Source organism: Gemmata sp., assembly GCF_051859125.1.
Lineage (GTDB): Bacteria > Planctomycetota > Planctomycetia > Gemmatales > Gemmataceae > Gemmata.
The window spans coordinates 91,193-113,827 of record NZ_JBHYGG010000223.1 but is presented as its reverse complement, the minus strand read 5'-3'; the positions used below and the strand labels follow the sequence as shown (position 1 = coordinate 113,827).

13 protein-coding genes are annotated in these 22,635 nt (G+C 67.4%); 7 read left to right on the top strand and 6 right to left on the bottom strand.

Annotated features, from left to right (window positions below; translation table 11 throughout):
• The first annotated feature begins 141 nt into the window (after nucleotides 1-141).
• From trpC to ACTIGN_RS18345, 4 genes are all read left to right on the top strand, one after another.
• On the top strand, nucleotides 142-924 hold the full coding sequence (gene trpC, locus ACTIGN_RS18360) for an indole-3-glycerol phosphate synthase TrpC (protein WP_439626435.1): 783 nt from the start codon (nucleotides 142-144) through the stop codon (nucleotides 922-924).
• A gap of 146 nt (nucleotides 925-1,070) precedes the next feature.
• Nucleotides 1,071-1,766 (top strand): hypothetical protein, encoded by a 696-nt coding sequence (locus tag ACTIGN_RS18355; RefSeq protein WP_439626433.1) that lies wholly within the window; start codon nucleotides 1,071-1,073, stop codon nucleotides 1,764-1,766.
• A 4-nt stretch (nucleotides 1,767-1,770) separates the two neighbouring features.
• Nucleotides 1,771-2,454 carry an endonuclease III domain-containing protein gene (locus tag ACTIGN_RS18350; protein ID WP_439626431.1) on the top strand — a complete coding sequence of 228 codons (684 nt, stop codon included), beginning with the start codon at nucleotides 1,771-1,773 and terminating at the stop codon, nucleotides 2,452-2,454.
• A gap of 81 nt (nucleotides 2,455-2,535) precedes the next feature.
• Nucleotides 2,536-2,964: a hypothetical protein gene (locus ACTIGN_RS18345; RefSeq protein WP_439626430.1), complete on the top strand. Its 429-nt coding sequence runs from the start codon at nucleotides 2,536-2,538 to the stop codon at nucleotides 2,962-2,964.
• Between the two features lie 86 nt (nucleotides 2,965-3,050).
• Here the strand turns inward: ACTIGN_RS18345 and cysK are convergent, their stop codons facing one another.
• The 4 genes from cysK to pilM form a co-directional block, all read right to left on the bottom strand.
• The gene (cysK, locus tag ACTIGN_RS18340; protein WP_439626428.1) at nucleotides 3,051-4,043 is read right to left on the bottom strand and encodes a cysteine synthase A; all 993 of its coding nucleotides are present in this window, start codon (nucleotides 4,041-4,043) and stop codon (nucleotides 3,051-3,053) included.
• Between the two features lie 131 nt (nucleotides 4,044-4,174).
• Nucleotides 4,175-6,415: a hypothetical protein gene (locus ACTIGN_RS18335; RefSeq protein ID WP_439626426.1), complete on the bottom strand. Its 2,241-nt coding sequence runs from the start codon at nucleotides 6,413-6,415 to the stop codon at nucleotides 4,175-4,177.
• A gap of 109 nt (nucleotides 6,416-6,524) precedes the next feature.
• Complete coding sequence (locus tag ACTIGN_RS18330) at nucleotides 6,525-8,531, bottom strand: hypothetical protein (protein WP_439626424.1); 2,007 nt, start codon at nucleotides 8,529-8,531, stop codon at nucleotides 6,525-6,527.
• Nucleotides 8,532-8,624: 93 nt separating this feature from the next.
• The gene (gene pilM, locus ACTIGN_RS18325; RefSeq protein WP_439626422.1) at nucleotides 8,625-11,156 is read right to left on the bottom strand and encodes a type IV pilus assembly protein PilM; all 2,532 of its coding nucleotides are present in this window, start codon (nucleotides 11,154-11,156) and stop codon (nucleotides 8,625-8,627) included.
• 494 nt (nucleotides 11,157-11,650) lie between these two features.
• Between pilM and ACTIGN_RS18320 the strand changes: the two genes are divergently transcribed.
• From ACTIGN_RS18320 to ACTIGN_RS18310, 3 genes are all read left to right on the top strand, one after another.
• Complete coding sequence (locus ACTIGN_RS18320; RefSeq protein ID WP_439626420.1) at nucleotides 11,651-14,317, top strand: putative Ig domain-containing protein; 2,667 nt, start codon at nucleotides 11,651-11,653, stop codon at nucleotides 14,315-14,317.
• Between the two features lie 833 nt (nucleotides 14,318-15,150).
• On the top strand, nucleotides 15,151-16,551 hold the full coding sequence (locus tag ACTIGN_RS18315; protein ID WP_439626418.1) for a DUF1501 domain-containing protein: 1,401 nt from the start codon (nucleotides 15,151-15,153) through the stop codon (nucleotides 16,549-16,551).
• Between the two features lie 896 nt (nucleotides 16,552-17,447).
• Nucleotides 17,448-18,848, top strand: coding sequence for a Calx-beta domain-containing protein (locus tag ACTIGN_RS18310; protein ID WP_439626416.1), 1,401 nt, complete (start codon nucleotides 17,448-17,450; stop codon nucleotides 18,846-18,848).
• 958 nt (nucleotides 18,849-19,806) lie between these two features.
• Here ACTIGN_RS18310 and ACTIGN_RS18305 read toward each other — a convergent pair.
• Nucleotides 19,807-21,843, bottom strand: a complete 2,037-nt coding sequence (locus ACTIGN_RS18305) for a protein kinase domain-containing protein (protein ID WP_439626414.1) — start codon at nucleotides 21,841-21,843, stop codon at nucleotides 19,807-19,809.
• A gap of 105 nt (nucleotides 21,844-21,948) precedes the next feature.
• Nucleotides 21,949-22,620, bottom strand: coding sequence for a peroxiredoxin family protein (locus ACTIGN_RS18300; protein ID WP_439626412.1), 672 nt, complete (start codon nucleotides 22,618-22,620; stop codon nucleotides 21,949-21,951).
• Between the last annotated feature and the right edge of the window lie 15 nt (nucleotides 22,621-22,635).

Genomic DNA, 22,635 nt, shown 5'->3' with positions numbered 1-22,635 from the left:
CCTCGCCCCCGGTCTCGGGGGAGAGGTCGCCGCGCTTCGCGGCGGGTGAGGGGGTTCCACCCGCGACGTTCACCCGACACGTCATCCCATACCGCCACGCTTCGGAGCTATGCACCGCACCCAAACGAGCGACCCGCGTTCATGCCAACGATTCTCGACAAGATCATGGAGACGAAGCGGCGCGAGGTCGCGACTGCGCGCGCGGCCGCACCCGACGCCGAACTCGAACGCCGCGTCGCGGCGCTGCCGCCGACCCGCGACTTCACAGCCGCACTTCGCCGGGACGGGCAGATCACGGTCATCGCCGAGGTGAAGAAGGCGTCGCCGTCGGCCGGGGTGATCCGCGCCGGCTTCGACCCGGTCGTCATCGCGAAGACCTACGAGGCGCACGGTGCGGCCGCGATCAGCGTGCTCACCGACGCGGACTACTTCCAGGGCAGCCTCGCGTACCTCACCGCCGTTCGCGCGGCGGTCGGGTGCCCGGTGCTGCGGAAGGACTTCGTCATCGACCGCTACCAACTCCTCGAAGCGCGTGTTGCGGGGGCCGACGCCGTCCTGCTCATTGCCGAGTGCCTCCCAAGCGACGAACTCGCCACGCTCCAGCGGCAGGCGGCGGCGCTCGGGCTGCACACGCTCATCGAACTGCACGACGCCGACCAGTTGCCGCGGGTGCTCGCCGCCGGCGGGCCGGTCGTCGGCATCAACAACCGCGACCTCCGCTCGTTCACGACGCGGGTGGAGCACACGCTCGACCTGCTGCCGAAGATCCCCGCCGACCGCACGGTGGTGAGCGAGAGCGGCATCACGTCGCACGCGGACCTCGTGCGGCTCGGCACGGCCGGCGCGCGTGCGGTGCTGGTGGGCGAGTCGCTGATGCGCTCCCCCGACATCGGCGCGGCCCTCGACGCCCTCCGCGGGGAGTGATGTTTGGCGCTTTCGAGCCACGGGGTTCATCCCCATGTTGCTTTCGAGCCACGGGGCTTGCCCCCGTGGTGCTTGGGAGAGCGGAACACCACGGGGGCAAGCCCCGTGGCTCGAAAGATTGATGCGCCACGACCGGAGCCGACGCCGTGACCGAACACGAGTGGCTGACTTGCACCGACCCGGCGCCGATGCTGGAGTTCCTGCGGGCGAAGGCGAGCAACCGCAAGCTGCGGCTGTTCGGCGTGGCATGCTGTCGGCGTGTTTGGGAGAGCATGTCGGAGGAAGGCAGTCGGTCGATGGTCCTTGTTGCCGAGCGATTCGCTGACGGATTGGCAACTGCGGACGAGTTGCAAGTGGCATCGGTCCAGGCGAAAGCAGCAGACGACAACATTTACCTCAAAGGCGGCAATCAGTACACGTCGACCGCTGTTTGTGGGCTCGGAATCAACCTCGATCTCGGTTCTGTAATGCCGAATGTCTTTTCGTCGATCACCCTGATTGGTGATGAAGAACTACTCGCTGTTTGCGAGGACGAGGCGAAGTTTGGGGCACTGATGGCGAGGCGAGAAGCCGACGAGTGGCGGACTCAATCGTTGTTGCTCCGCGACATCTTCGGCAACCCGTTCCGCTCGGTCGCGATCGATCCGGCGTGGCGCACGTCAACGGTTGTCGCGCTCGCGGAGGGGATCTACGCCGAGCGCGCGTTCGACCGCATGCCGATCCTCGCCGATGCGCTGCAAGACGCCGGGTGCGACAGCGACGACGTGCTGAACCACTGCCGCAGTAACGGCCCGCACTGCCGCGGGTGCTGGGTCGTCGATCTGATTCTGGGCAAGGAGTAGCGGGATGCCGGCTCCCAAACGACCCCGGAAGAAGCCCTTCGACGTGACGGTCGCGCTGCCGCTGCTCCGCACGGCCACCGCACCGTACCCCAGGGCGGCGCTGTTCGAGCTGTTCGACGAGGGGCACGCGTCCGTCTTCGAGATCCTCGTCGCGTGCATCATCAGCATTCGCACCCGCGACGAGGTCACGCTGCCGGTCGCCCGCGCGCTGTTCGCCGCGGCGCGTACGCCCGCCGGGGTCGCGGCACTGTCCGAGAAGCAGATCGACCACCTCATCGGGCAGAGCACGTTCCACGAGCCGAAGGCGAAGACGATCCGCGACATCGCCCGCCGCACGGTGGAGGAGCACGGCGGCACCCTGCCCTGTGACCCCGACGTGCTGCTCGACTTCCACGGCGTCGGCCCGAAGTGCGCGAACCTCGCCCTCGGCATCGCGTGCAACCTGCCGCTCATCGGCGTCGACGTCCACGTCCACCGCGTCACGAACCGCTGGGGGCTGGTGGCCGCGAAGACGCCCGAGAAGACGATGGCGGCGCTCCAGGGGGCGTTGCCGCAGGCGAACTGGGTCGAGATCAACGCGCTCCTCGTGCCGTTCGGGAAGCACGTCTGCACCGGCACCGCGCCGAAGTGCTCGACGTGCCCGCTCCTCGCCATGTGCCAGCAGGTCGGCGTCACCAGTCACCGGTGAAGTTGCGGGGGTCCGTTTGCACCCCGGCGCGCGGCGGGTACACTGTACCGCGACTCGTACACGTCATTCCCGGAGCGTCCCGTGCCCATCAACCGCCTGACCTGTCCCGAGTGCGGGGCGGGTCTGAAGTCCGCCGCCGGCTTCAAGCCCGGTTCGACCGTCATCTGCCCGAAGTGCGAGTGCGGCTTCGAGGCCGAGGAACCCGAAGAGGACGACGACGAGGACGAGCGGCCCAAGAAGAAGCCCGCGTCCGGCCCGCAGAAGAAGTCGGCCGCCGCGGCCCGCGACGACGACGACGCGGACGACGAGGACGAAGACGAGCGGCCCAAGAAGAAGAAAAAGAAGAAGAAGGCCGACAAGGAGTGGTCGTACCGGAACTCGTGGATCCGCTACGCGATCCTGGCGATCCTCGTCACGATCATGTGCGTGATGGGGTACATGTTGTACCTCAAGAACGAGCGCGAGAAGCGAGCCGACGCTGGGAGTGTACCGGCGGTGTCTCGCGTCTAGGCGAGCGAGGGGCGTGAGCCCCCCGAGTGATGTGCGAAGGCGAAGAACTCGGGGGGCTCACGCCCCCCGCTCGCCGACACTGGGCGTCAGTCCTGCGGGTAGAGGGCGGTGCTGAGGTAGCGCTCGCCGAGGTCCGGGAGCACGACCACGATCACCTTGCCGGCGTTCTCGGGCCTCCTCGCGACCTTCACGGCCGCCGCCGCCGCCGCGCCGCACGAGATGCCGCACAGCATCCCCTCCTCCTTCGCCAGCCGCCGGCCCATCTCGAACGACTCGTCGTCGGTCACCGTCACCACCTCGTCGATCACGGCGGTGTTCAGCACGTCCGGGATGAACCCCGCCCCGATCCCCTGGATCTTGTGCGGGCCGGGCTTCACTTGGTCCTTCGGCACCCCCTGGGTGAGGTGCTGCGTCAGCACCGGGCTCGCCGCCGGCTCGACCGCGATGCACTTCACCCCCGGCTTGCGCGCCTTGAGCACCTCGCCGCACCCGGTGATGGTGCCGCCCGTGCCGACGCCCGACACCAGGATGTCGATGTTCCCGCCGGTCGCCCGCCAGATCTCCTCGGCGGTCGTCTTGCGGTGGACCTCGGGGTTGGCCGGGTTCTTGAACTGCTGCGGCATGTACGCCTTGGGCTCGCCGCCGAGCTGGGTGACGATCTTCGTCGCCTCGGCGACCGCCCCCTTCATGCCGAACTCCCGCGGGGTCAGCACGAGGGTCGCGCCGAACGCCTTGAGGAGCCGCTGCCGCTCCAGCGACATGCTGTCGGGCATCGTGACGGTGAGCTTGTACCCGCGGGCCGCACAGGTGAACGCGAGGCCGATGCCGGTGTTGCCGCTGGTCGGCTCGACGATCATCGTGTCGCGGGTGATCTTCCCGGCCTTCTCGGCCGCGTCGATCATCGCCACGCCGATCCGGTCCTTCACCGACCACAGCGGGTTGAAGTTCTCCAGCTTGGCGATGACCGTCGCCTTGCAGTCGGGCCCGACGATGCGGTGGAGGCGGATCAGCGGGGTGTGGCCGATGCACTGCGTGATGTCGTCGTACACGTGCCCGCGGAAGGTCGTCTCGGTCGCCATGTCGGTCGCTCCGTCAGTATCTTGGGAAAGTTACTGGCACTGTACCGCCCGCGGCCGGACCGGGCAAGGCGGGCCGGGAAACGACCGCGGGGGGCCGGAGCCCCCCGCGGTGTGCGATCGGTCAACCGCCGTCACTTCTTCTCGAACGGGTTCTCGGGCCCGGTGGTGGCGGTCGCCCGCCGCTGCTGCACGACCGAGATCCACTTGTCCCAGTCGCCGACGATCTTGCGGCGGCCCTCGTCGGCCTCGTCGGTCAGGCTGTTCTTGACGAACAGCTTGCCGTCCGGGCGGACGATGAGCATCTCGGCCGCCGCGTCCTCGGTGACCGTCTTGCCCGTGACCGCCGACTTCGTCACGACCTTGCCGCCCTCGAAGTCCACGAGGACCGACTTGGTGGTGAAGTCCACGAGCCAGCCCCGCGGCAGGGCCACGTCCTTCTTGCCGACGATGGACCGGTCGGCCACCTCGCGGAGGACGTACATATTGTCCTTGCTGGACCAGAGCGGGAGCTTGATGTACTGCTTGCGGCCCACGTACTCGCCGCGGCCGACCGGCATGTCGGCGACGACCCACGCGCCGACCGGCTCGCGGTTCCCGCCCGCGTCGGTGCGGACCTGTTCGAGCCAGCTCGCCATCTCGACGACCACCTGGTTGTCCTTGGCCTGGAGCTGCTTCTGGAGCTCCTTTTCCTTGCCGTACTCCTCGTCGACCTTCTTGCGGAACGCGGCCGGGTCGATGGCGTAGAGGAACGACTCGCTCGGCACGGTGATCGCGTCGGCGATCTGCGCCCACGGGCTGAACACCTCCTTGACCTTGGCGTAGGCCGGGATCGCGACCTCCTTGACCATCTCGAAGTTCGGGTTCATCATCCGCAGCCGGACCCGGTACTCGTACGTGTACCCGGGCTTCACGTCCACGTCGATGAACCGCAGGAGCAGTTGCTCGATCTGGACCGGCGGGGCCGCCTCCTGGTTCGACGCCTCGCCCGGCTTCGGGTAGCCGCCGGGGCCGGTGCCGGGGGTGAACAGCCCCTTCGGGGCCGCCGCCTTGACCGGGGTGATCACCGGCCCGCCCACCAGTTCTTGCGAGAAGATGCCCGCGGCCGTCCCCCCGTCCTGCGGCGCGTACAGGCTCTGGCGGGGCGGGCGACTGGTGAGCCGCATCATCAGGTCCGACGGGGACTGCGGCTTGGTGGTCGCGTCCTTCATCTTCTTGATGGTCGCGTTGATCGCGTCGAGCCGCACGTTCGGGTACGCGCCCAGCTCCTCGACCAGCTTCGGCAGGGGCAGCGCCAGCGCCATGTCGTACCGGATGAAGTGCGACAGGTAGCCGTCCTCGAAGTGGTCGGCCAGCTTGCGGGCGTTGATCAACTCGACGTACTTGTCCTCGTAGTTGTAGTCGGACCAGTCCTGGAACAGTTCCGTCTTGCCCCCCGGGAGCACCCGGGAGACGCGGCGCTGGACCTCGTACCCGTCGTACAGCGGCCCCCACCGCTGGGCCACCTCGAAGCTCGGGAGCCGCAGCGCCCGCTTGATCTCGTCCACCTGCTTCTTGTACGGCACCTCGGCGTTGATGATGACCATGCGGAGCGGGATCACGGTCATGGCCGGGAGCTCGCCGGCCTCGACCGCCTTGTCCAGCTCGTCGAGCGGGACGTACTTGAGCGCCTTCTCGATCCGCTGGGCGTTGGCGTTGAACGCCTCGCCGGACTGGCCGTACGGGTTGAAGCCCGCGATCGGGCGGCCGCCCGGCCCCACGCCGGGGCCGGGGCCGAAGCCGCCGCCGGGTTGCGGCTGGGGCTGGGGCTGCGGTTGGGGCTGCACGACGGGGCGCGCCCCGGGCAACTTCCGCCGGAACGCCTCGATCGCTTCCTTCTGCTTCGCCTTGTCCTTCTCGTTGACCGCCTTGGTGGTGATGACGCCGATCCGGGCCTGGCCCTGGTTGTCGAACAGGATGTCGTACCCCTTCATCGGGGCGCGGACGAGGTCCACCTGGTACGCGCCGATCGGGAGCACGAGCGGGTTCTCGCGCTTCGTATCGGGCTTGGCGATCGGGTCGAACTGCGGGCCGGTGGTGGAGAACCACTCGACCGACACCGGCTGCTGCCGGTGCTGCTCGAGGATCCACTTGGGCAGTTCGGCCTCCTTCATGTCGTCGCCGGACACCTCGGTCGCGCGGATCTTCCGCTGGACCTCGTCGGCCCGGCTGTCGAGCTTCTGGGCCAGATCGGTCGGGTTCTTGGCTCCGGACCAGCGGGTCGCGCCCCAGATCAGGAACACGAACAGGAACAGGCCGGCGACGGCCACGGCGAGGACCTCGCCCTTGGCCACCAGCATCTGCGCGATGTCAGCTTTCGACTTTCCCTTGGCCATGGCGCGGCACCTCCAGCGGGGCGTGCGGTGAGTTCGGGTTCGGGTCGGGCCGCCCGGGGCCCGTCATCACAACACGGGGCGGGCGGCGGCGTTGGCGGGTCCCGCGGCGTCAGCGGCCGCGGCGGCGCGTCTTCGGCGTCTTCGGGTCGGGGACGGCCGCGTCCCTGGGGGTCTTGTCGCCGGGGGCCTTCGGGTCCGGGGCGTCGCCGCCCTTCCCGGCGGGGGGCGTGGGCTCGGTGGCCTTCGGCTTCGGCTCGACCCGCGGCTCGACCCGCACCGGCACGTCCTTGGCCTTCGGGTCGGTCCCCTCGCCCGCGGCGTACTTCTCGTACAGCGAGACGACGCCGTACACGTCGAGTTCGATCAGCCCCGAGGTGAGTTGCGACTCGGAAACGGTCGAGAGCCCGCCGCTGCCCGGGAACCCGTACGGGGTCCCCGTGCCGGGGCCGCCGGGGCCGGTCCCGCCCGGCCCGGGGAATTGGCCGGGCCCGGGGAACGGACCGGGGCCGGGCAGCGGGGGCCGCGGGCCGGAGGGGAGGAACTCGCCGCTCAGGTTCCCGCTGCCCGACATGATGACGCCCCCGCTGGGGTCCAGCGGGTTGTTCGGGTTGTTGAGCCCGTTGTTGAGCGCGTCCCGGAACCGGGTCCAGGTCACCTGGGTGATCTGGAACTTGAGCGGGGAGTTGGCGTAGGCCAGGAGCACGTCCTGCATGTACGCCTGGTCCACAACCACGGCGATGCCCACGGGCATCCGGCGGACCTCGCCGGTCACCTCGACGTACCGCTTCTTGTTGGCGTTCACCACCTGGTCGACGGTGCCGCCGCCGAACCGGAGCCCGGCCCCGGTGGCCCCGGGGCCGCCCGGGAAGATCCCGCCGGGCGGCGGGAACGCCGGCCCCTTCGGGGCGCCCGGGGTCGCGGGGCCGGCGGACGCCGCGGCGGCCGCGGCCGCGCGCTGCTCCTCCTCGACGAACGCCTTGAAGTTCGGCACCTTCATCTGCTTGTCGGCGAACCGGCTGTCGGGCAGGCCGAGGGCCAGGTTCTCGATCCGGCGGACCGGGACGGTGCGGGTGTCGAACACCTGCTCGACCTTGACGATCTCGACCACGTCGCCGGTGATGATGTGCTCGTCGGTCGGGACGATGGTCACCACGTTCGCCGGGGTGCCGTCGGGCTTGGTCGCGCCGCGGCCGGGGAGGAACTCGCCCCCGATCTTGAACTCGAACGGGGCCACGTCCCTACCGGGCTGGAGCCACACCTTCACCACCATGGTGTTGTTCAGCCCCATGAGCTGGAGCCGGTCCGTGTGGTTGATGAGGCGGCCGCCGAGCACCCGCTTGTTGTCCTTGTTGGCGACCTCCAGCTCCAGCTCCCAGATCCGGCTGCGGAACTTGCGGCGGAGCGGGTCGCTGGGCTGCTTGCTCACCGGGTCGTCGATGACCTGGTCGCCCTTGACGTACTTGACCCGCTGGAACTCGGCCATCTGCGCGTTCACCTGGCGGATCGCGTCGAGCATGGACCGCTGGACCCACACGTCCTCCATCATGAGCCAGATCTGCTCGGACGTGAGCTGCCGCTCGTCCCAGGCGTTGACGTGCCGGAGCACCGACTGCCACCCGGCCTTGAACTGGGTCGGGGCGATGAGGTCGGCCATGCCGGGGTTCGGCAGGCTGGCCTTCTTGTTGGGCAGGTCCCTGGAGAACTCGGCGAGGTACACCTCGGGCTTCTGGAACTCGGCGTACTGCGAGTCCCCGGACGGGATCGGGTCGCCGAACTTCAGGCCCAGCCGCTCGACCTCCTTGAGCCGGGCCGAGGTCTTGGGCCACACGTACAGGCCCTTCTGCCGCTCCCAGTTCTGCTTCCACAGCTCGTTCTTCTTGTCCTGGACCCTGCTCACCTGCGACTGGATCGCCTCGATGAGCTTGTCCGACTTCGGGTTCAGCTTCGGCTCGATGGACTGCGCACTGGTCTTGTACTCCTTCTCGCGGTTCTCGATGGCCTCGCCGACGCTCGAGCTGATCGTGAACACGGCGATCAGCACGAACAGGGGGACGAGGCCGGCGAGCACCCAGAAGTGGTGCTTCTTGAGCAGTTCCTTGGTGTCCTTCTTTGCCATGACGGTAGCCCGCGGGGTGGTAGTGTGTATGGGGGGAGCCCCGCGAACCCGGTGGGCTCAGCGGGGCGGTTCGTGCGACGGCGTCCGGGCGGGTCACTCGCCGCCGCGGCCGGGCAAGGTGCCGGGCTGGCCGGGGGCGCCGCCCGCGGCCGCGTTCGGGTCCACGGTGCCGCTGCCCGACGGGACCGGCTCGCGCCAGATGAACATGACGACGAACTCGTACCGGCGGCGGGTCGGGGCGCCGTCCTTCTTCTCGCCGACACCCGGGGCGCCGACCGGCGGGGGCGGGGTGAACGGGGCGGGGCCGCCGGGCTGGGCGGCGGCGGCGGTGGCCGTGAGCCGCTCCTTCCAGTCCGGGCCGAGCGGGGCCGCGGCCGCCGGCGCGCCGCCCTCCGGACCGGGGGGCGGGGGCACCGGCGGCCCGCCCGGGAACCCGCCCGCGCCGCCGCGGCCGCCCCGGTCGGCGAACAGCTTGTCGAGGTACGACGCCGAGATGTACTTGAACGTGTTCTGCGGCGCGTCCTCGACCATCCAGATGTTGTAGATGAACGGGTGCGACACCTTGCCCTTCACCGGGTCCTGGACCCCGACGATGAACTGGCCGACCTTGTTGTCGTTGCGGACCGTGACCTCGCCCTTCTCGTTGCGGACCTTGACCTCGCCCTGGGCGGCGAACGTGTCGAACTTCTGGAGGTTCCGCAGGAGCGCCCGCTCGAGGAACGCCGGCCCCTCGTGGTGGTCGGTGTACCCGCGGACCTCGACGACCCACACGCCCTCGGGGGGCTTCTCGTTGGGGCCGAGGACCGGCTTCCACGCGGGCTTGAACTTCCCCTCGCCCCGCTCGGGCGACGGCTCCTTCTCCGCGTCGAGCATCTTCTCGGCGATGAACTTGCCGTACCCGCGGGTCTTCCCGTCGCCGTAGACCGCGTCGTCGGCGGCCGCCAGGAACTCGGCCGGGTTGGTGACCCACCGGGTGTGGATCGCCTCGACGTTGACCATCGCCAGGTTCTTCGGGTGGTCCGAGGCGTCGTCGGCCAGGGCCTGCTCGATCGGCACCCCGCGGGCCATCCGCTGCTTGAACCAGTCCAGCGCCGCGACGCCGACGTTCTCCGACCCCTGCCACTTGAAATCACCGGGGATGTTCCCGCCGTCGGCCTTGTCGCCGGCCCGGGGCATGACGGCCGTCTGGACCTCGATCAGCCGGGGCCAGTTGAGCCGCTCCTCCTGCCCGGCGATGACGGTCTTGCCGCGGGCCTGTTCCTCGAGCGACTTGTTCTTCGAGTCGTTGAACTTGGTCAACTGCGAATCGTGTTGGCCGATGGCCGCCTTGATGTGGTCCTGGGCCGTCTTGATCTTCGCGTCCGAGACCGACTTCAGGTCGGCGGAGAACCCGAGGGCCAGGCCGGTGGTGCCGACCAGGAGCATGGCGGCGGCCGCGACCGCGTACGGCTTCTTCCCGCGGATGATGCGGTCGAACCGGATCTCCGGCGGGAGCAGGTTGGTCGCCAGCCGGGCCTCGCCGAGCCCCTGGAGGGCCAGGCCGTAGGCGATCGGGAACGTCAGCAGGTTCTCCTGGAACAGCGGGTCGGCCAGGACCCCCTCGCCGGCCAGCCGGGCGAACTTCGACGGCTTGCGGACCTCCAGCGACAGCTTGTCGCCGAGGTACTTCTGCAGCCCGGGGAGCTTGAACGCGCTGCCCAGGCCGACCAGGTACGCGACGTGCGCGTCGCGGTGCGTGTTGGTGAAGTACCCCAGCGACCGCTGCACCTCGCCGACGAAGTCGGTGAGGACGGGCTTGATCGCCTTGAGGATGTTCGCCATCTCCGGGCTCTTGGCGGCGTTCCGCTTCAGGTGCTCGGCCTTGGCGAACGTGAGCTTCAGCTCCTTCGTCAGCGCCCGGGTGAAGTTGTTGCCGCCGAGCGGGATCGGCCGCTGCCAGATGATCTTCCCGCCGTCGGTGATGATGAGGTTCGAGGCGTCGGTGCCGATGTCCATGACGACGGCGCACCGCTTCTTGCCCTTGGGCGTGTCGTCGTTGGCGTCCGGCGCGTCCTCGGGGACCGGGATGCTCCCGCCCTTCTTGAGGATCTCGTAGGTCGCGAAGTTGACCAGCGCCAGCGGCGACATCTGGACCATGTGGACCTCGACCTTCGACCCGGCGAAGTACCCGAGGTAGCGGGCGATGACGTCCCGCTTCATGGCGAACAGGCCGATCTCCGTTTCGAGCGCGAACCCGTCGACCGACTCGCCCCCGGCGATCTTCTGGAAGTCCCAGACGACCTCGTCGAGCGGGAACGGGATCTGCTGCTTGGCCTCGAACTTGACGATCTCGGCGATCTTCTTCTCTTCGACCGGCGGGAGCTTGACGAACCGGGCGAGACCGGACTGGCCGGCGATGCCGATGGCGACGTCGTCGAACTTGAGGGTGTTCCGGGACAGGAACTTCTCGAGCGCCTCGCGGATCAGCGCGTCCGGGTCGGCGTCGGGCTGGGACAGGATCTTGGTGTGCTCGACGTAGTCGAACGCCGTGGCGGTGGGCCGGCCGTCGATCAGTTCGAGGCGGATGGCCTTCAGGGCGCACTGACCGATGTCGATGCCCCAAACGCCTTTCTGCGGTACTGCCATATCGGGTGTCTCCGGAGCGGGTGCGTGTGCGGGGTCGCGGACCCGAGCGGGGGCGGGGTCGCCGCCCCGTCCCGGGTGCGGCGGGCCGACTCGGGGCGTCGAACGTTGCCTGGGGCTGCCTCGGTCCCTCGTCTCGTTCTCACGGACGACATGTGCGAACGGCCGACCCGGGCCGGGACTACGGACCCCCGGGAGACGAGTCGGTGACTCAAGTTCGAGCGGCGAACGGTGCCGATGGATTCACGGTATCATCCCGGAACTACGGCTGTCAACGAACACAACACCCGCCGCGGGAGAATGTTGGCGGGCCGCCTCGCGAAACCGCCCCGCCTCCCCCCGCTCCCTTCCCCGCTCCCACACCACCCTCCCGACCCGCACCAGCCGCGAAACGATCATGTCCGTCGCGAATGTGCTTGACCAACCGAACGGCGCAAGTTACTTTCCACACGACTGAACTTTCCCGTGGCCGCTGAACATCCCCAACAGGACGCCGAATGCTTCGCCCGACCTGGACCCGCTGGCTCGGCAAGTTGTTCGCCCCCCCGTCTGATCGCCGCCGCCTCCGCACCGTGCTGGGCGTGACGCCGCTGGAGGACCGCACCGTGCCCGCGGCGATCCCGCTGACCGGCCCGAACGGCGGGGCGTGGGTGAAGGTCGACACCCTCACCGTCGCCACCCGCACCAACCAGAACGTGGCAGCCGGCGTAACCTCGAACGTGGTCCTCGACGCTGGCGTGAACTACCTCGCGGTGGCCTCGGGCACGGCTCGCATCGCGACCGATTCGACCGGGTTCGCGGACGCCGAGTACATCCGGTACAACAAGAGCACCGGTCCGCAGGACGGCTCCAGCCCCGGGTACGCGTGGAACAACCACGGCGTGCGGATTGCGGGCGTGGACGGCGGCGACACCACCGGTAACTTCTGGGGCGAGTACCAGACCGACCACCAGTACGTCCGCGATGTCGTGGGCCAGGGAACGCAAGTCACCGGGTGGTACAGCGACATCCCCGGTTACTACGGCGACAACTCCGGCACCCTGACCGTTGATCTGTACGAAGAAGAGTTTGTAAACCACCCGCCTGTGGTCGTAGTTACGGCCGGTCGGACAGACCGCGAGGATGACGAGATCGGGTTCACGGTGCAAGCCTCCGACCCAGACGGGGATAGTATCACGTTCTCGGCAGCCGGACTGCCCGACGGGGTTCTGATGGATCCGGCGACGGGGATGATTTCCGGGCGGCTGAGCCCCACCTCGGCCGGGTCGTACCACCCGATGGTATCAGTGACGGACTACCGCGGCGCTGAGACGTCCGTGACATTCGATTGGACGGTGACGGACCACAACCACGCTCCGTACATCATCGAGGCGGCCCCGACGACTCCGTTCACCGTGGGGCAGACGCTCACCGGGTTGAATTTCTTCACCGCCACGGACCCGGACGGCGACCCGCTCACGATCACGGTGCCGGATCTCCCGAGCTGGTTAACCTTTGACCCAGACAGTGGGACGGTTTCGGGCACGATTGCCGAGGCGGGCACGGTATCAGTTACCGTCATCGCCGACGACGGGCACGGCGGGGTGGCGTCGGAGACGTTCCCGCTGCTGACCGCGTCGGCCCCGTATGCGTACTTCACGACCGAGGGGCCGCTGGCAACGTTCGTGGACCCCGGCACGCCACTCACCCTCGACGTGGTCTTCGCCAACCCGGGCGGCGACCCGGACCAAGAGTTCGAGGTGGTCGTCCACGCGAGCGGGCGGGGCACGGTGGATCAGCCGATACTATCCCTGCACGACGGCGAAACTGCCACGGTGACGTACACCCCGGCATCGGTCAGCGAGGTCTACAACGACATCCGCGTAACGCTTGCGACGGTGATTCCGGTCACGCAGGTCCAGACGATCACCGCCCAAATCCAGATCACGAACGTGACGGGAAAGTGGGCCAACCCCATCAACGCGGCGAACACCCCGCAGTTCCCCGTTCCCATGGCCGCCCGGATTCCGCTCGGGGGCAACGGATTCAGCACCCACTTCATTACCACCCCCGGCCTTCCCCAGGGCACGGTGGTGTTCGGCCGCAACCAAGCGGACCCGAAGTACGGCGACGTGCGGATTCAACGGGTCGATGCAAACTTCGCGGGTGCGGGCACGGGGACGATTCGCGTCAGCGTGTTCGGATCGTCCCCGACGCTGCCGGGCGTCGACGCGCAGGGGAAGCAGGACTATAAGGCCAGCAACGTGGACGGGCTCTGGCTCATCCCCTCAGTCACAAACCCGGGGCAGTTCCAGATCGACGGGCCAGCGAGCAGCCGATTCGCGGTAGCGACGATCCCAATCGCAGTTCGGGTAGAACGGATCGATCCCAACCCCGGTACATGGGGGGCGGTGCCTGGTGCAATGAACGCTCAGGGCGAACAACTCGGGTCGTGGTCGTTCGGCGTGAAGACCTACCTTGGCATCGTGTACGACGGCGAGGCAGAAGTCTTCAACTCGAACTACACGGGCGAGTGGCTCGCACGGCTGACGACCGAGGGAACGATTCCCGAAGGCGACCTGTTGGAATTGAGGGGCACGACGAATCGGGTTCTATTCCAGCAGCGCACCACCGCCGAGAAGTTACAGGCGAACCTGCCCGGCCCCCAATTGATGGATGACACGAACGGAGGGGCCTCGCCCGCCGAGTGGCTCAATACGCTGGCTGGCCGCAATGGGGCCGCCGCGACCCTCTCTATGTTTGCCGAGAATCATTCCGGCCCAGTGACCCCCCGGTCGGTCGCATACAATACCAGGAGCGTGCAGATGTTTACGTACATCAACACGGCTCTGACGCCGGTAGACTTTTCGACTGGGGCGACGGTAAATGACCCCGGCGCGCCCACAATCCGCAAGATCGAGAACCTCCCGTTCAATAAAAGGTACATTATCAAGAATTCATATTACAATATTTCGGAAGCGAACATTCGACAGCTTCGCCTAGTCGCGGTCGGAGGTGTTCTGCCCGCCAGCGTTCCGGTGGCCTCATTCGTTGTGTTCCGGTCACTGCTGCCCAAGGTGGCGGAGTGGGACAGAGCTTATCCCTCACACATCCTGGACAGCGGAGAGTGGAATCCGGCCGGCACGGTCAATCCATTCAGCGTCGTGAGGTACTACGCACCGTGAGTGTTGAGCGCATTCCCAGGGCGGAGCCTCTGGTTAGCGCGGTGGATCGCGGCGTCGGATTAAATCTAGAGGAGCGTAAAATGCGGCGAGGGCTTCGTTGCACCATCCTGGTGCTCGTGGTTGCCACCCTCGGCATCGTAGTCGGGTTTCGTGGAGGTTCGCCGCTGGTCGACAAAGGGTACAAGAGCGCAAACCTCAGCGACGCTCGCTTTCGGACGCTCGATGATATTCTCATTATGTACGGGCCGCCTGGCGACTACTCGACCCGGAAGCAAACCTATGGCTTTTTCAAGACTTCGGGGGAGTGGCCCCCGCCCGGACACTATCACGAATGGCGAGATGACCACGCCATCATTTGCGCGTATTACAATTCAGACAGCGGCGCCCTAAGTTATTGGGGTGCTGCTCCAGCTCTTCGCGTCAGCGTATGGGACAGAATCGTTCACTGGTTATTCGGGTTTCGATAAGTTGTAGTGTGGCCCAAGAGCAGCGATCGCCGGCCCGGCCACCATGATGCCAGACCCCGTGTTTCGCTCCTCGCAGTTTTCAACTACTCTGTGCGCCCGTCGGTCAAAAGTGCCAGATTACCGACTGAACCCAGCCGTCACTTCTCGATGAGTCTCTCGGCGGCTGTGGTGTCGATGTGGACGGTGCCACCCGCGGCGGTGAGGGCAGTTCCCCTTCGCATACGCGGCTCGCCCCATTAGCACCCCAATTCTCTCGGAATCGCTGTCCGGTTTGGGGTGGTCGTGTGGGATGATGGTGTCTGCTGAGTGAAGCCCGCCCGCACCGCCCGCCGAACCCGCCCGCAATCCCTTCCGAGAGTGCCGGTTATGACGCCCGTGCGTTTCCCGTCCCGCCGCGACGCGCTCCGCCTCGGGGCCGCCGGCGTCCTCGGCTGGTCGCTCCCCCAGTGCCTCGCCCTCGCCGCCGCCGAGAAGTCCGGCTCGAAGGCCGCCGCCAGGTACGTCCTCGTCGTGCTCGAACAGGGCGGGCTGTCGCACATGGACACCTGGGACCCGAAGCCGGACGCGGTCGCCGAGCACCGCAGCCCGCATTCGCCGATCCGCACGCGGGTGCCCGGCATCCACTTCACCGACCTGATGCCCGAGACCGCGAAGGTCGCCGACAAGCTCGCGGTGGTGCGGTCGATGTGCCACACCAAGGCCGGGGCCAGCGGGCACCCGGACGGCACCCAGTACGCCCTCTCCGGGTCGCACCCCGGCAGCGCGCTCCGCATGCCGGACATCGGCTCGGTCGTGTCGCAGGTGCTCGGGACCGCTTGCCCGTACCTCCCGCCGTACATCATGGTGCCCGGGAACCACGAGCAGGCCAGCCAGACGAGCACCGGGTTCCTCTCGGCCGGCACCAAGGTGTACAAGACGGGCGGCGCCAACCTCGCCGACCCGAAGTGGAAGGTCGGCGGGCTGGAGCCGCGGCCCGAGACGAGCGCCGAGCGGCTCGCCGCCCGCGAGCAGCTCCTCGGGGGCATGAACGCACGGTTCGGGCAGGGCAGCACGGCGGCGTTCGGCGGCATGGACCGGTTCTACGAGCAGGCGTTCGACACGCTCACCAGCCCGAAGGTGGCGAAGGCGTTCGACTACCAGGGCGAGCCGCTGTCGGTCCGCGAGCGGTACGGCGTCGGGCACCGCGGCGCGTGCTACCTCGTGGGCCGCAAGCTGATCGAGGCCGGGGTCCGGTTCGTGACCGTCGACGCCCGGTGGCCGCTCACCCCCGAGGTGCCCGGCGGGTTCAACCTGAACTGGGACCACCACGACGAGATCTACGCGAAGGGGTCGTGCGGCACGGTCCGCGACAAGGCCGGCGGCGAGGGGCGGTACGGGATCGGGCACTGGGTGATGATGGGCTCGACGGACCGGGCGTTCGCGGCGCTCATCGCCGACATGGACCAGCGCGGCCTGCTGGCCGAGACGCTCGTGTGCTTCGTCACCGAGTTCGGCCGCACCCCGAAGCTGAACAAGTTCCACGGCCGCGACCACTGGACGAACGCCTACTCGATCGCGTTCGCGGGGGCCGGGGTCCGCGGCGGGCAGGTGATCGGCGCGACGGACCGGGACGGCGGGCACGTCGCGAGCGACCCGTTCACCCCCGAGGCGTACGCCGCGACCATCTACGAGAAGCTCGGCATCGACCGGGCGAAGCCGCTGTACACCTCGAACAACCGCCCCGTGTTCCTCGGCCACGACGCCGACCCGATCCCGCAACTGCTGTGACGGCACGAACAACGCACATCGTGGTTCTCTTTGTCGCGAATTTGCTTGACGAACCGAACGGCCAGCGTTACAGTTTCTTCGGGTGCCTGCCCCGCACCCAATCCTCTCTCCTCTTCGGGGTTCTCCAACTCCGATCCGCCACACCTCTCATCCGCGAACACTTTGGTTGTTCGCATCTCGCTCGCCCGTTTCAGGGGTTACGGATGTTTCGTCCGCTCGTGTCCCGCTGGCTCGCCAAGATGTTCGCCCCCCCCCGTCTGATCGTTGCTCGCGGCGGCGCTCCGGGGCGGCCCCGGTGCCGTTCCGCCCACAGATGGAACCGCTCGGGGACCGCGTCATGCCCACGGTACTCGCGGCGTGGGACTTCAACTCGGCCCCGCCCGACGGGAACGTGACCACGGGCCGCGTCACCCCATCATTCGGGACCGGCACCCTCACAGCCATCGGCGGCGTGAGCACGTCGTTCGTATCCGGGATCGGGTCGTCCGACCCGGCGACCGCCGACGACTCGGCCCTCAACCTGACCGGGTTCCCCGCCCAGGGCACGGCGAACAAGACGGCCGGGGTTCAGCTCGCCGTGAGCACCGCCGGGTACGCGGGTGTGGTGCTGCGTTTCGACCAGAAGAACACGCCCCAGGGGTCCGGCCGCGAGGTGGTGCAGGTATCCCTAAGTGGCGTGGGTCCGTGGATCGACGTTGCGACGCTAACCGTGCCCGGTACCAACGGCTGGCTGAACGGACGGCCGGTGTACTTGTCGGCGGTCGCGGGGGTAGCGGACAACCCGAACCTGCGGGTGCGGATCGTGTCCGCGTTCAACGGGACGACGTACCCCGGGACGGCAGGCGGGTACAGCCCCCGTCGGGGCGTGGGCGCTCGACGCCATTCGGGTCGAGGCCGTGTCGCCCCTGGTGACGGTGGCGAAGGTCGCGGACGCGGCCGAGGGCGGGGCGGCCGGCACGTTCCGATTCTCCCGCACCGGTATCACCAGTGCGGCGCTGACCGTAGCGTACACCGTCGGCGGCACGGCCACCGCCGGGGCCGACTACACCGCCCTGAGTGGCACGGTGACGTTCCCGGCCGGGGCCGCGACCGTCGATGTATCCGTCGGGGCGATCGACGATGTGGCGGCCGACGCCGGAGAGACCGTGTCCGTGACGGTGGCGGTCGGCACCGGGTACGGGGTCACCAGCCCGGCCTCGGCGACGGTGACCATTCTCGACGACGAGGCCGCCCCGAACTACTGGCTCGGGGGCACCGGCGATTGGAACACCGCGGCGAACTGGTCCCTCGGCGTGCCGACCGCGACCTCAGCGCTGTACTTCGATGGGTCGCAATCAAACGCGAGCGTGACGATCCCGAGCGGCGGGTCGGGCACAACCCAATTCGCCGAACTGCACCTCGTCGGCGGGTACACCGGGACCGTCACCCTGTCGAACAACGTAACCGTGCGGAACCTGGAACTGACCAGCGGCACCCTCAACAAGCCCGCCACATCCTTCGGGTCCGACCTCACCGTCACTGTGGCAATGCTGTGGACTGGCGGAACGCTCAATAATACCACCAACCTCGCGACACTGACACTTAGTGGAGCTAGTGCTACATTTGCACCCGTGGGGGGTGGAACTGTGAGCATTGGGAGCAACCTCACGCTAACAAACAGCGCCACTGCTGTCATCTTTGAAGGAGATTATGACTTCAAAAATCTTCCCGAAGTGACGGTTAAACCTGGGACCAAAATGGAGGCAAAGCCGCTTACGGTCACCACAACGGTCAAGTATATTGGTGTCAAGCAAATCAACGTAGAAGCCGCCACATTTCAAGTTAGCGGACCAGGAACCTTTGACGCGAGCGGAGTCCCGATGTATAATTCGAGCGGCGTCGTCACATTTCTGGGCTCCACCACAGTCAAGCTGGGTGGATCAGTAACCATTCCAAATTTAGGCATCCAGACAAGCATATCGTATTACCAAGACGGCACCTCCTACTTACAACTTGAAGCAGGATCAGAGCTGCGTGTCGCCAAGGAAACCCGGATCGCCGGGGGAACATTAAGAACGTTGTACAATCCAAATCTTGCGGATACCGTCGCTGCTCAGACTGCCACTTTAACTGGAGCGCTAGCGATTCGCGGAGGCACGGTGTCAATCTGCTACAATCCTGGTGTGGGTGGGAAGCACTACGGCACGTTCTACGTTGAGGGTACTGCTATATTGATGGTGGCACCTACGAACCCGGAATTGACGGAACCACCGCGGGGAAGTGTGACCACTGGGAGTCTGGTGGGGAATTTGGTGTGAACGTTTTTCCAGGAGGAACTGCGACTCTCTCTCCGACCAATCCAGCTGGAGCTGGCACAGTCGCCAACAGCGTCTGGAATATTATCAAGTCGAGGAATAACACCTATACTGGAACTTTCACGACGACGAATCTTCAGTACGCCGCTGGCCCACCGGCGAAGTCATTTACCTTGAACACTGCCGGGAGCCCAGCGAATGCAATTAATCTGACCACTTGATATCACAACAACCCAAAAACACGGCGAATCCTCATCTGCAACATGCACTCGTATTGCTCGATTCGGATTCGCCGATTCTCTCCCGAACGTTGAGTTCCGTGCGTCAACCTTAGTCACCCTTGACGGAGTTTTGAACTGTGTTTAGTGCGTTCATAATTTTATACTTATCGCATCTTCAACCATTCACCCCTTTCGAGATCCAAGCTCTACCTGCACCTCAAAAGGCTGAAGCGGTGGATCAATACTGCACAGGCACAGTTGTCGAAGTGACGAAGGATTCAGTCATCGTTCGGCCAGATCGAAATGGGCAACCCAGACGATTTGCACTTTCGCCAACTCTTGCATCGGGTGGCTTTCCCCGCGACCGAACCACAGCCTGTATGTACAAAATCACAGATTTGCTGCCGGGGGACTACATAGGGATTGATTTCGATCGAATTGCTGGGGTAGATGTCTGCACTGCAGTTGGAATCCGACGCCGCCCGGGAGGAATAATTCCACCTGGGCACTATCCCGCAGACTTAGAATACCCACCTCACGAGCGTGCCCAGGCCTATCAAGATGCTGAAGAGAGAGGAGTTCCGTTACCTAAAAAGTACGCACTCCCCCGCAACCCTATTGACCACATCATTGGCCTCGCCCCTATGCCGCGTGAGGTAAACCGCTAACCTGCCGCAAGTGGCTCCATCAACGCTCCTGGGCTTGGATTGTTCGCGACGCGCGGTTGCGACGCAACCGCGTCACTTCTCGATGAGCTCCTCGGCGGCGGCGGTGTCGATGTGGACGGTGCCGCCCTCGGCGGTGAGGCGGATTTCGGTCGCCCTGGTGAGGCCGGTGTACTCGATCTCGCCGAGCGGCTTGCCCAGGAAGTACGCCCGCACCCGGCCGCCGGCCCGCTCGTACCGCACCTCGCTGTACTTCCCCTTCTCCCCCGCGTCGACCTCGGCCTTGGTGGGCACTGGGACCGACGCACCGAGCGGCTGGAACGCACCGGTCTCGCCCTCGCGGACGCCGAACACCGCGCCCTTCTGGCGGTCGATGCGGACCAACCACTGCTTCGCGGTCGCGGGCGGCCCCTCGGCGGTCGCCACCACGACCTCCACCACGCTCGCCTCGTGCGGGTCGATGCCGAGCACGACGCGGTAGTCCTTCGACGACTTGAACGGTCGGACCGCACTCCCCTTCCCCGCCAGAACCGCCGTCCCCTCCTCGTCCTTGGCGATGCTCCAGCCCTTGCCCGACCAGCCCAGCAGCGTCTCGCGGTTGAACAACTCCTCGCGGTCGCCGGTCGCGAACACGCCGGCCTTCGCGGGGGGCTTGTTCGCCTCGTCCGGCTTGCCGCCGAGGAACTTCGCCCCGATCGCCACGGCCGCGGCGATGCCGAGCCCGCCCAGGACCGCGAGGGCGTACAGCTTCGCCTTGCTCTTCGGCCGCGGCTTCGCGAAGCGCCGGGACCGCGGCGCGTCGTCGTACTCGTCGCCCCCCTCGGCCGGCTCCTCGTCGTCGGGGTCCGGGGGGAGCGGCACCGCCTTGGAGATCCTCGACGGCGACAGCGCCGGCATCCGCACCGACGGGAGCGACCCGGCCGTGCCCTGCATCAGCGCAAGGGTGTCGATGCGGTCGAGCAGTTCGCGGTAGTTGCCGATCCGGTCCCCGGGCTTCGGGGCCATCATCGCGGCGACGAGGTCGTCCGTTTCCTGCGAAACCGCCGCGCCGAGCCGCGGCGTCGGGCCGGACTTGTTGATCATCACCTCCCACACGGTCGCCCCGTCGAACGGCGCGTCGCCGGCGAGCAGGTGGTAGACGGTCGCGCCGAGCGCGTAGATGTCGGCCCGGTGGTCGATGTCGGACCCGGCGAACTGCTCCGGGGGCATGTACGCCGGGGTGCCGAGCACGACCCCCGCGGCCGTGAGCCGCTGGTCGGTCGCGTCGTCGGTCTGGCGGGTGAGAGCGAGGCCGAAGTCGGTGACCTTCACGAGCGGCACGCCGGGCGGGAGCGGGTACCCCGTCGGCGGCGGGGTGAGGAACAGGTTCGCGGGCTTGATGTCGCGGTGGTACACGCCGAGTTCGGCCGCGTGCGCGAGGGCCGCGGCGGTCTGCCGGGCGATGTGCCAGGCGGTGAACTCGTCCAGCCGGCCGGTGCGGTCGAGCCGCGCGCCGAGGTCCTCGCCCTCCAGCAACTCCATCGCGAAGAACGCCTGCCCGTCGTGGTGCCCGCAGTCGTAGACGCCGACGATGTTCGGGTGCCGGAGCTTGGCGAGCGACACCGCCTCCTTCTCGAACCGGGCCAGCGCCGCCTGCGACGGCCGGCGGTCGGACAGCACCATCTTCAGCGCGACGGTGCGGTCGAGCTTGACCTGCCGGGCGCGGTACACGACCCCGCACGCCCCCTTGCCCAGCACGCCGGCGATCTCGTACCCCGGGATGCGATCCAGCTTCCCCTCGCTGGTCTCGACCGCGGCCTGCGACCCGGGGAGTTGCCTCTGCGGCGGCGAGGCTGCCGGCTTAACGGAGGGAGCGGGGGGCGGGGCCACCGCGACGGGCCGCACCGACCCCGACGCCGAGACCGACACCTCGACGGTGGCGTTCGGTCGCTGCTCGACGGTGTCGACGAACACGAGCCCCTTGATCTTCGCGGCCGGTGCCCACTTGGTCCCGTCGGGGCTGACGCGGTCGGTCGGCCGCAACCTGCCGCTCGCGGCGCGGTCCCGCAGCTCCTTGGACGTCAGCGGCCCCTCCGGTCGGCCGCCCGTCTCGATGTACCACATCTGGGCCATGTGTGCCTCTTGTGGCGGGTGGTTGGAGATGTGAGATGGGAAGCTAGGGAAGACGAGCGGCCCAGGTTCCGATCCCCCACCACCCACACCCAATCTCCACCGCCGTCACTTCTTCTCGTCCAGCTTGTCGAGTTGCCCGAGGAGCGCCTTGATCGACGGCCGGTCGGTGGTGTGCTCGCCCACGTAAGCGTACACGACGTTCCCCTTGCGGTCGAGGACGTACGTCGAGGGCTTGGCCCGGTCGCCGGTGATGCCCAGCACCGTCACCGCGGCCATGTCCATGTCGAGCAGCAGAGGGATCGGCGAGGCCTTGTCGCCCTCGCGGGCCTTCGCGGTGGTGAGGAACTCGCCGGCCTTCTCGGACGGCCCCGGGAACACCACCAGCACCTCGGCCCCGCGCTTCTTGAACTCCGCGGCGTTGGCGACCAGCGCGTTCATCTGCGCCAGGCACCCCGGGCAGAACACCCCGCCGGGCGACTGCGGCATCCCCTTGGTCATGACGAGAACGACGTTCGCCCTCCCCCTGTAGGCGGCGAGGTCGACCGTCTTGCCGTCGAGGTCGATGAACGTGAGCGGCATCTTGTCCGCGGCGACGGTGCGGGTCTTCGCAGCGGGCGGGGCGTCGAGGAACTGCTTGGCGATCGACGGGAGGTTGGACGTGTCGAAGGCGTACCCGTAGTCGACCTTCGGGTACCCCTTGGGCTTGGCGTCCTCGGAGCACCCGGCGAGGAGGGCGGCACCGAACAGCGCACAGAGGCAGGCAGCCGGGCGGGTCATGGCGACACCCTCGAA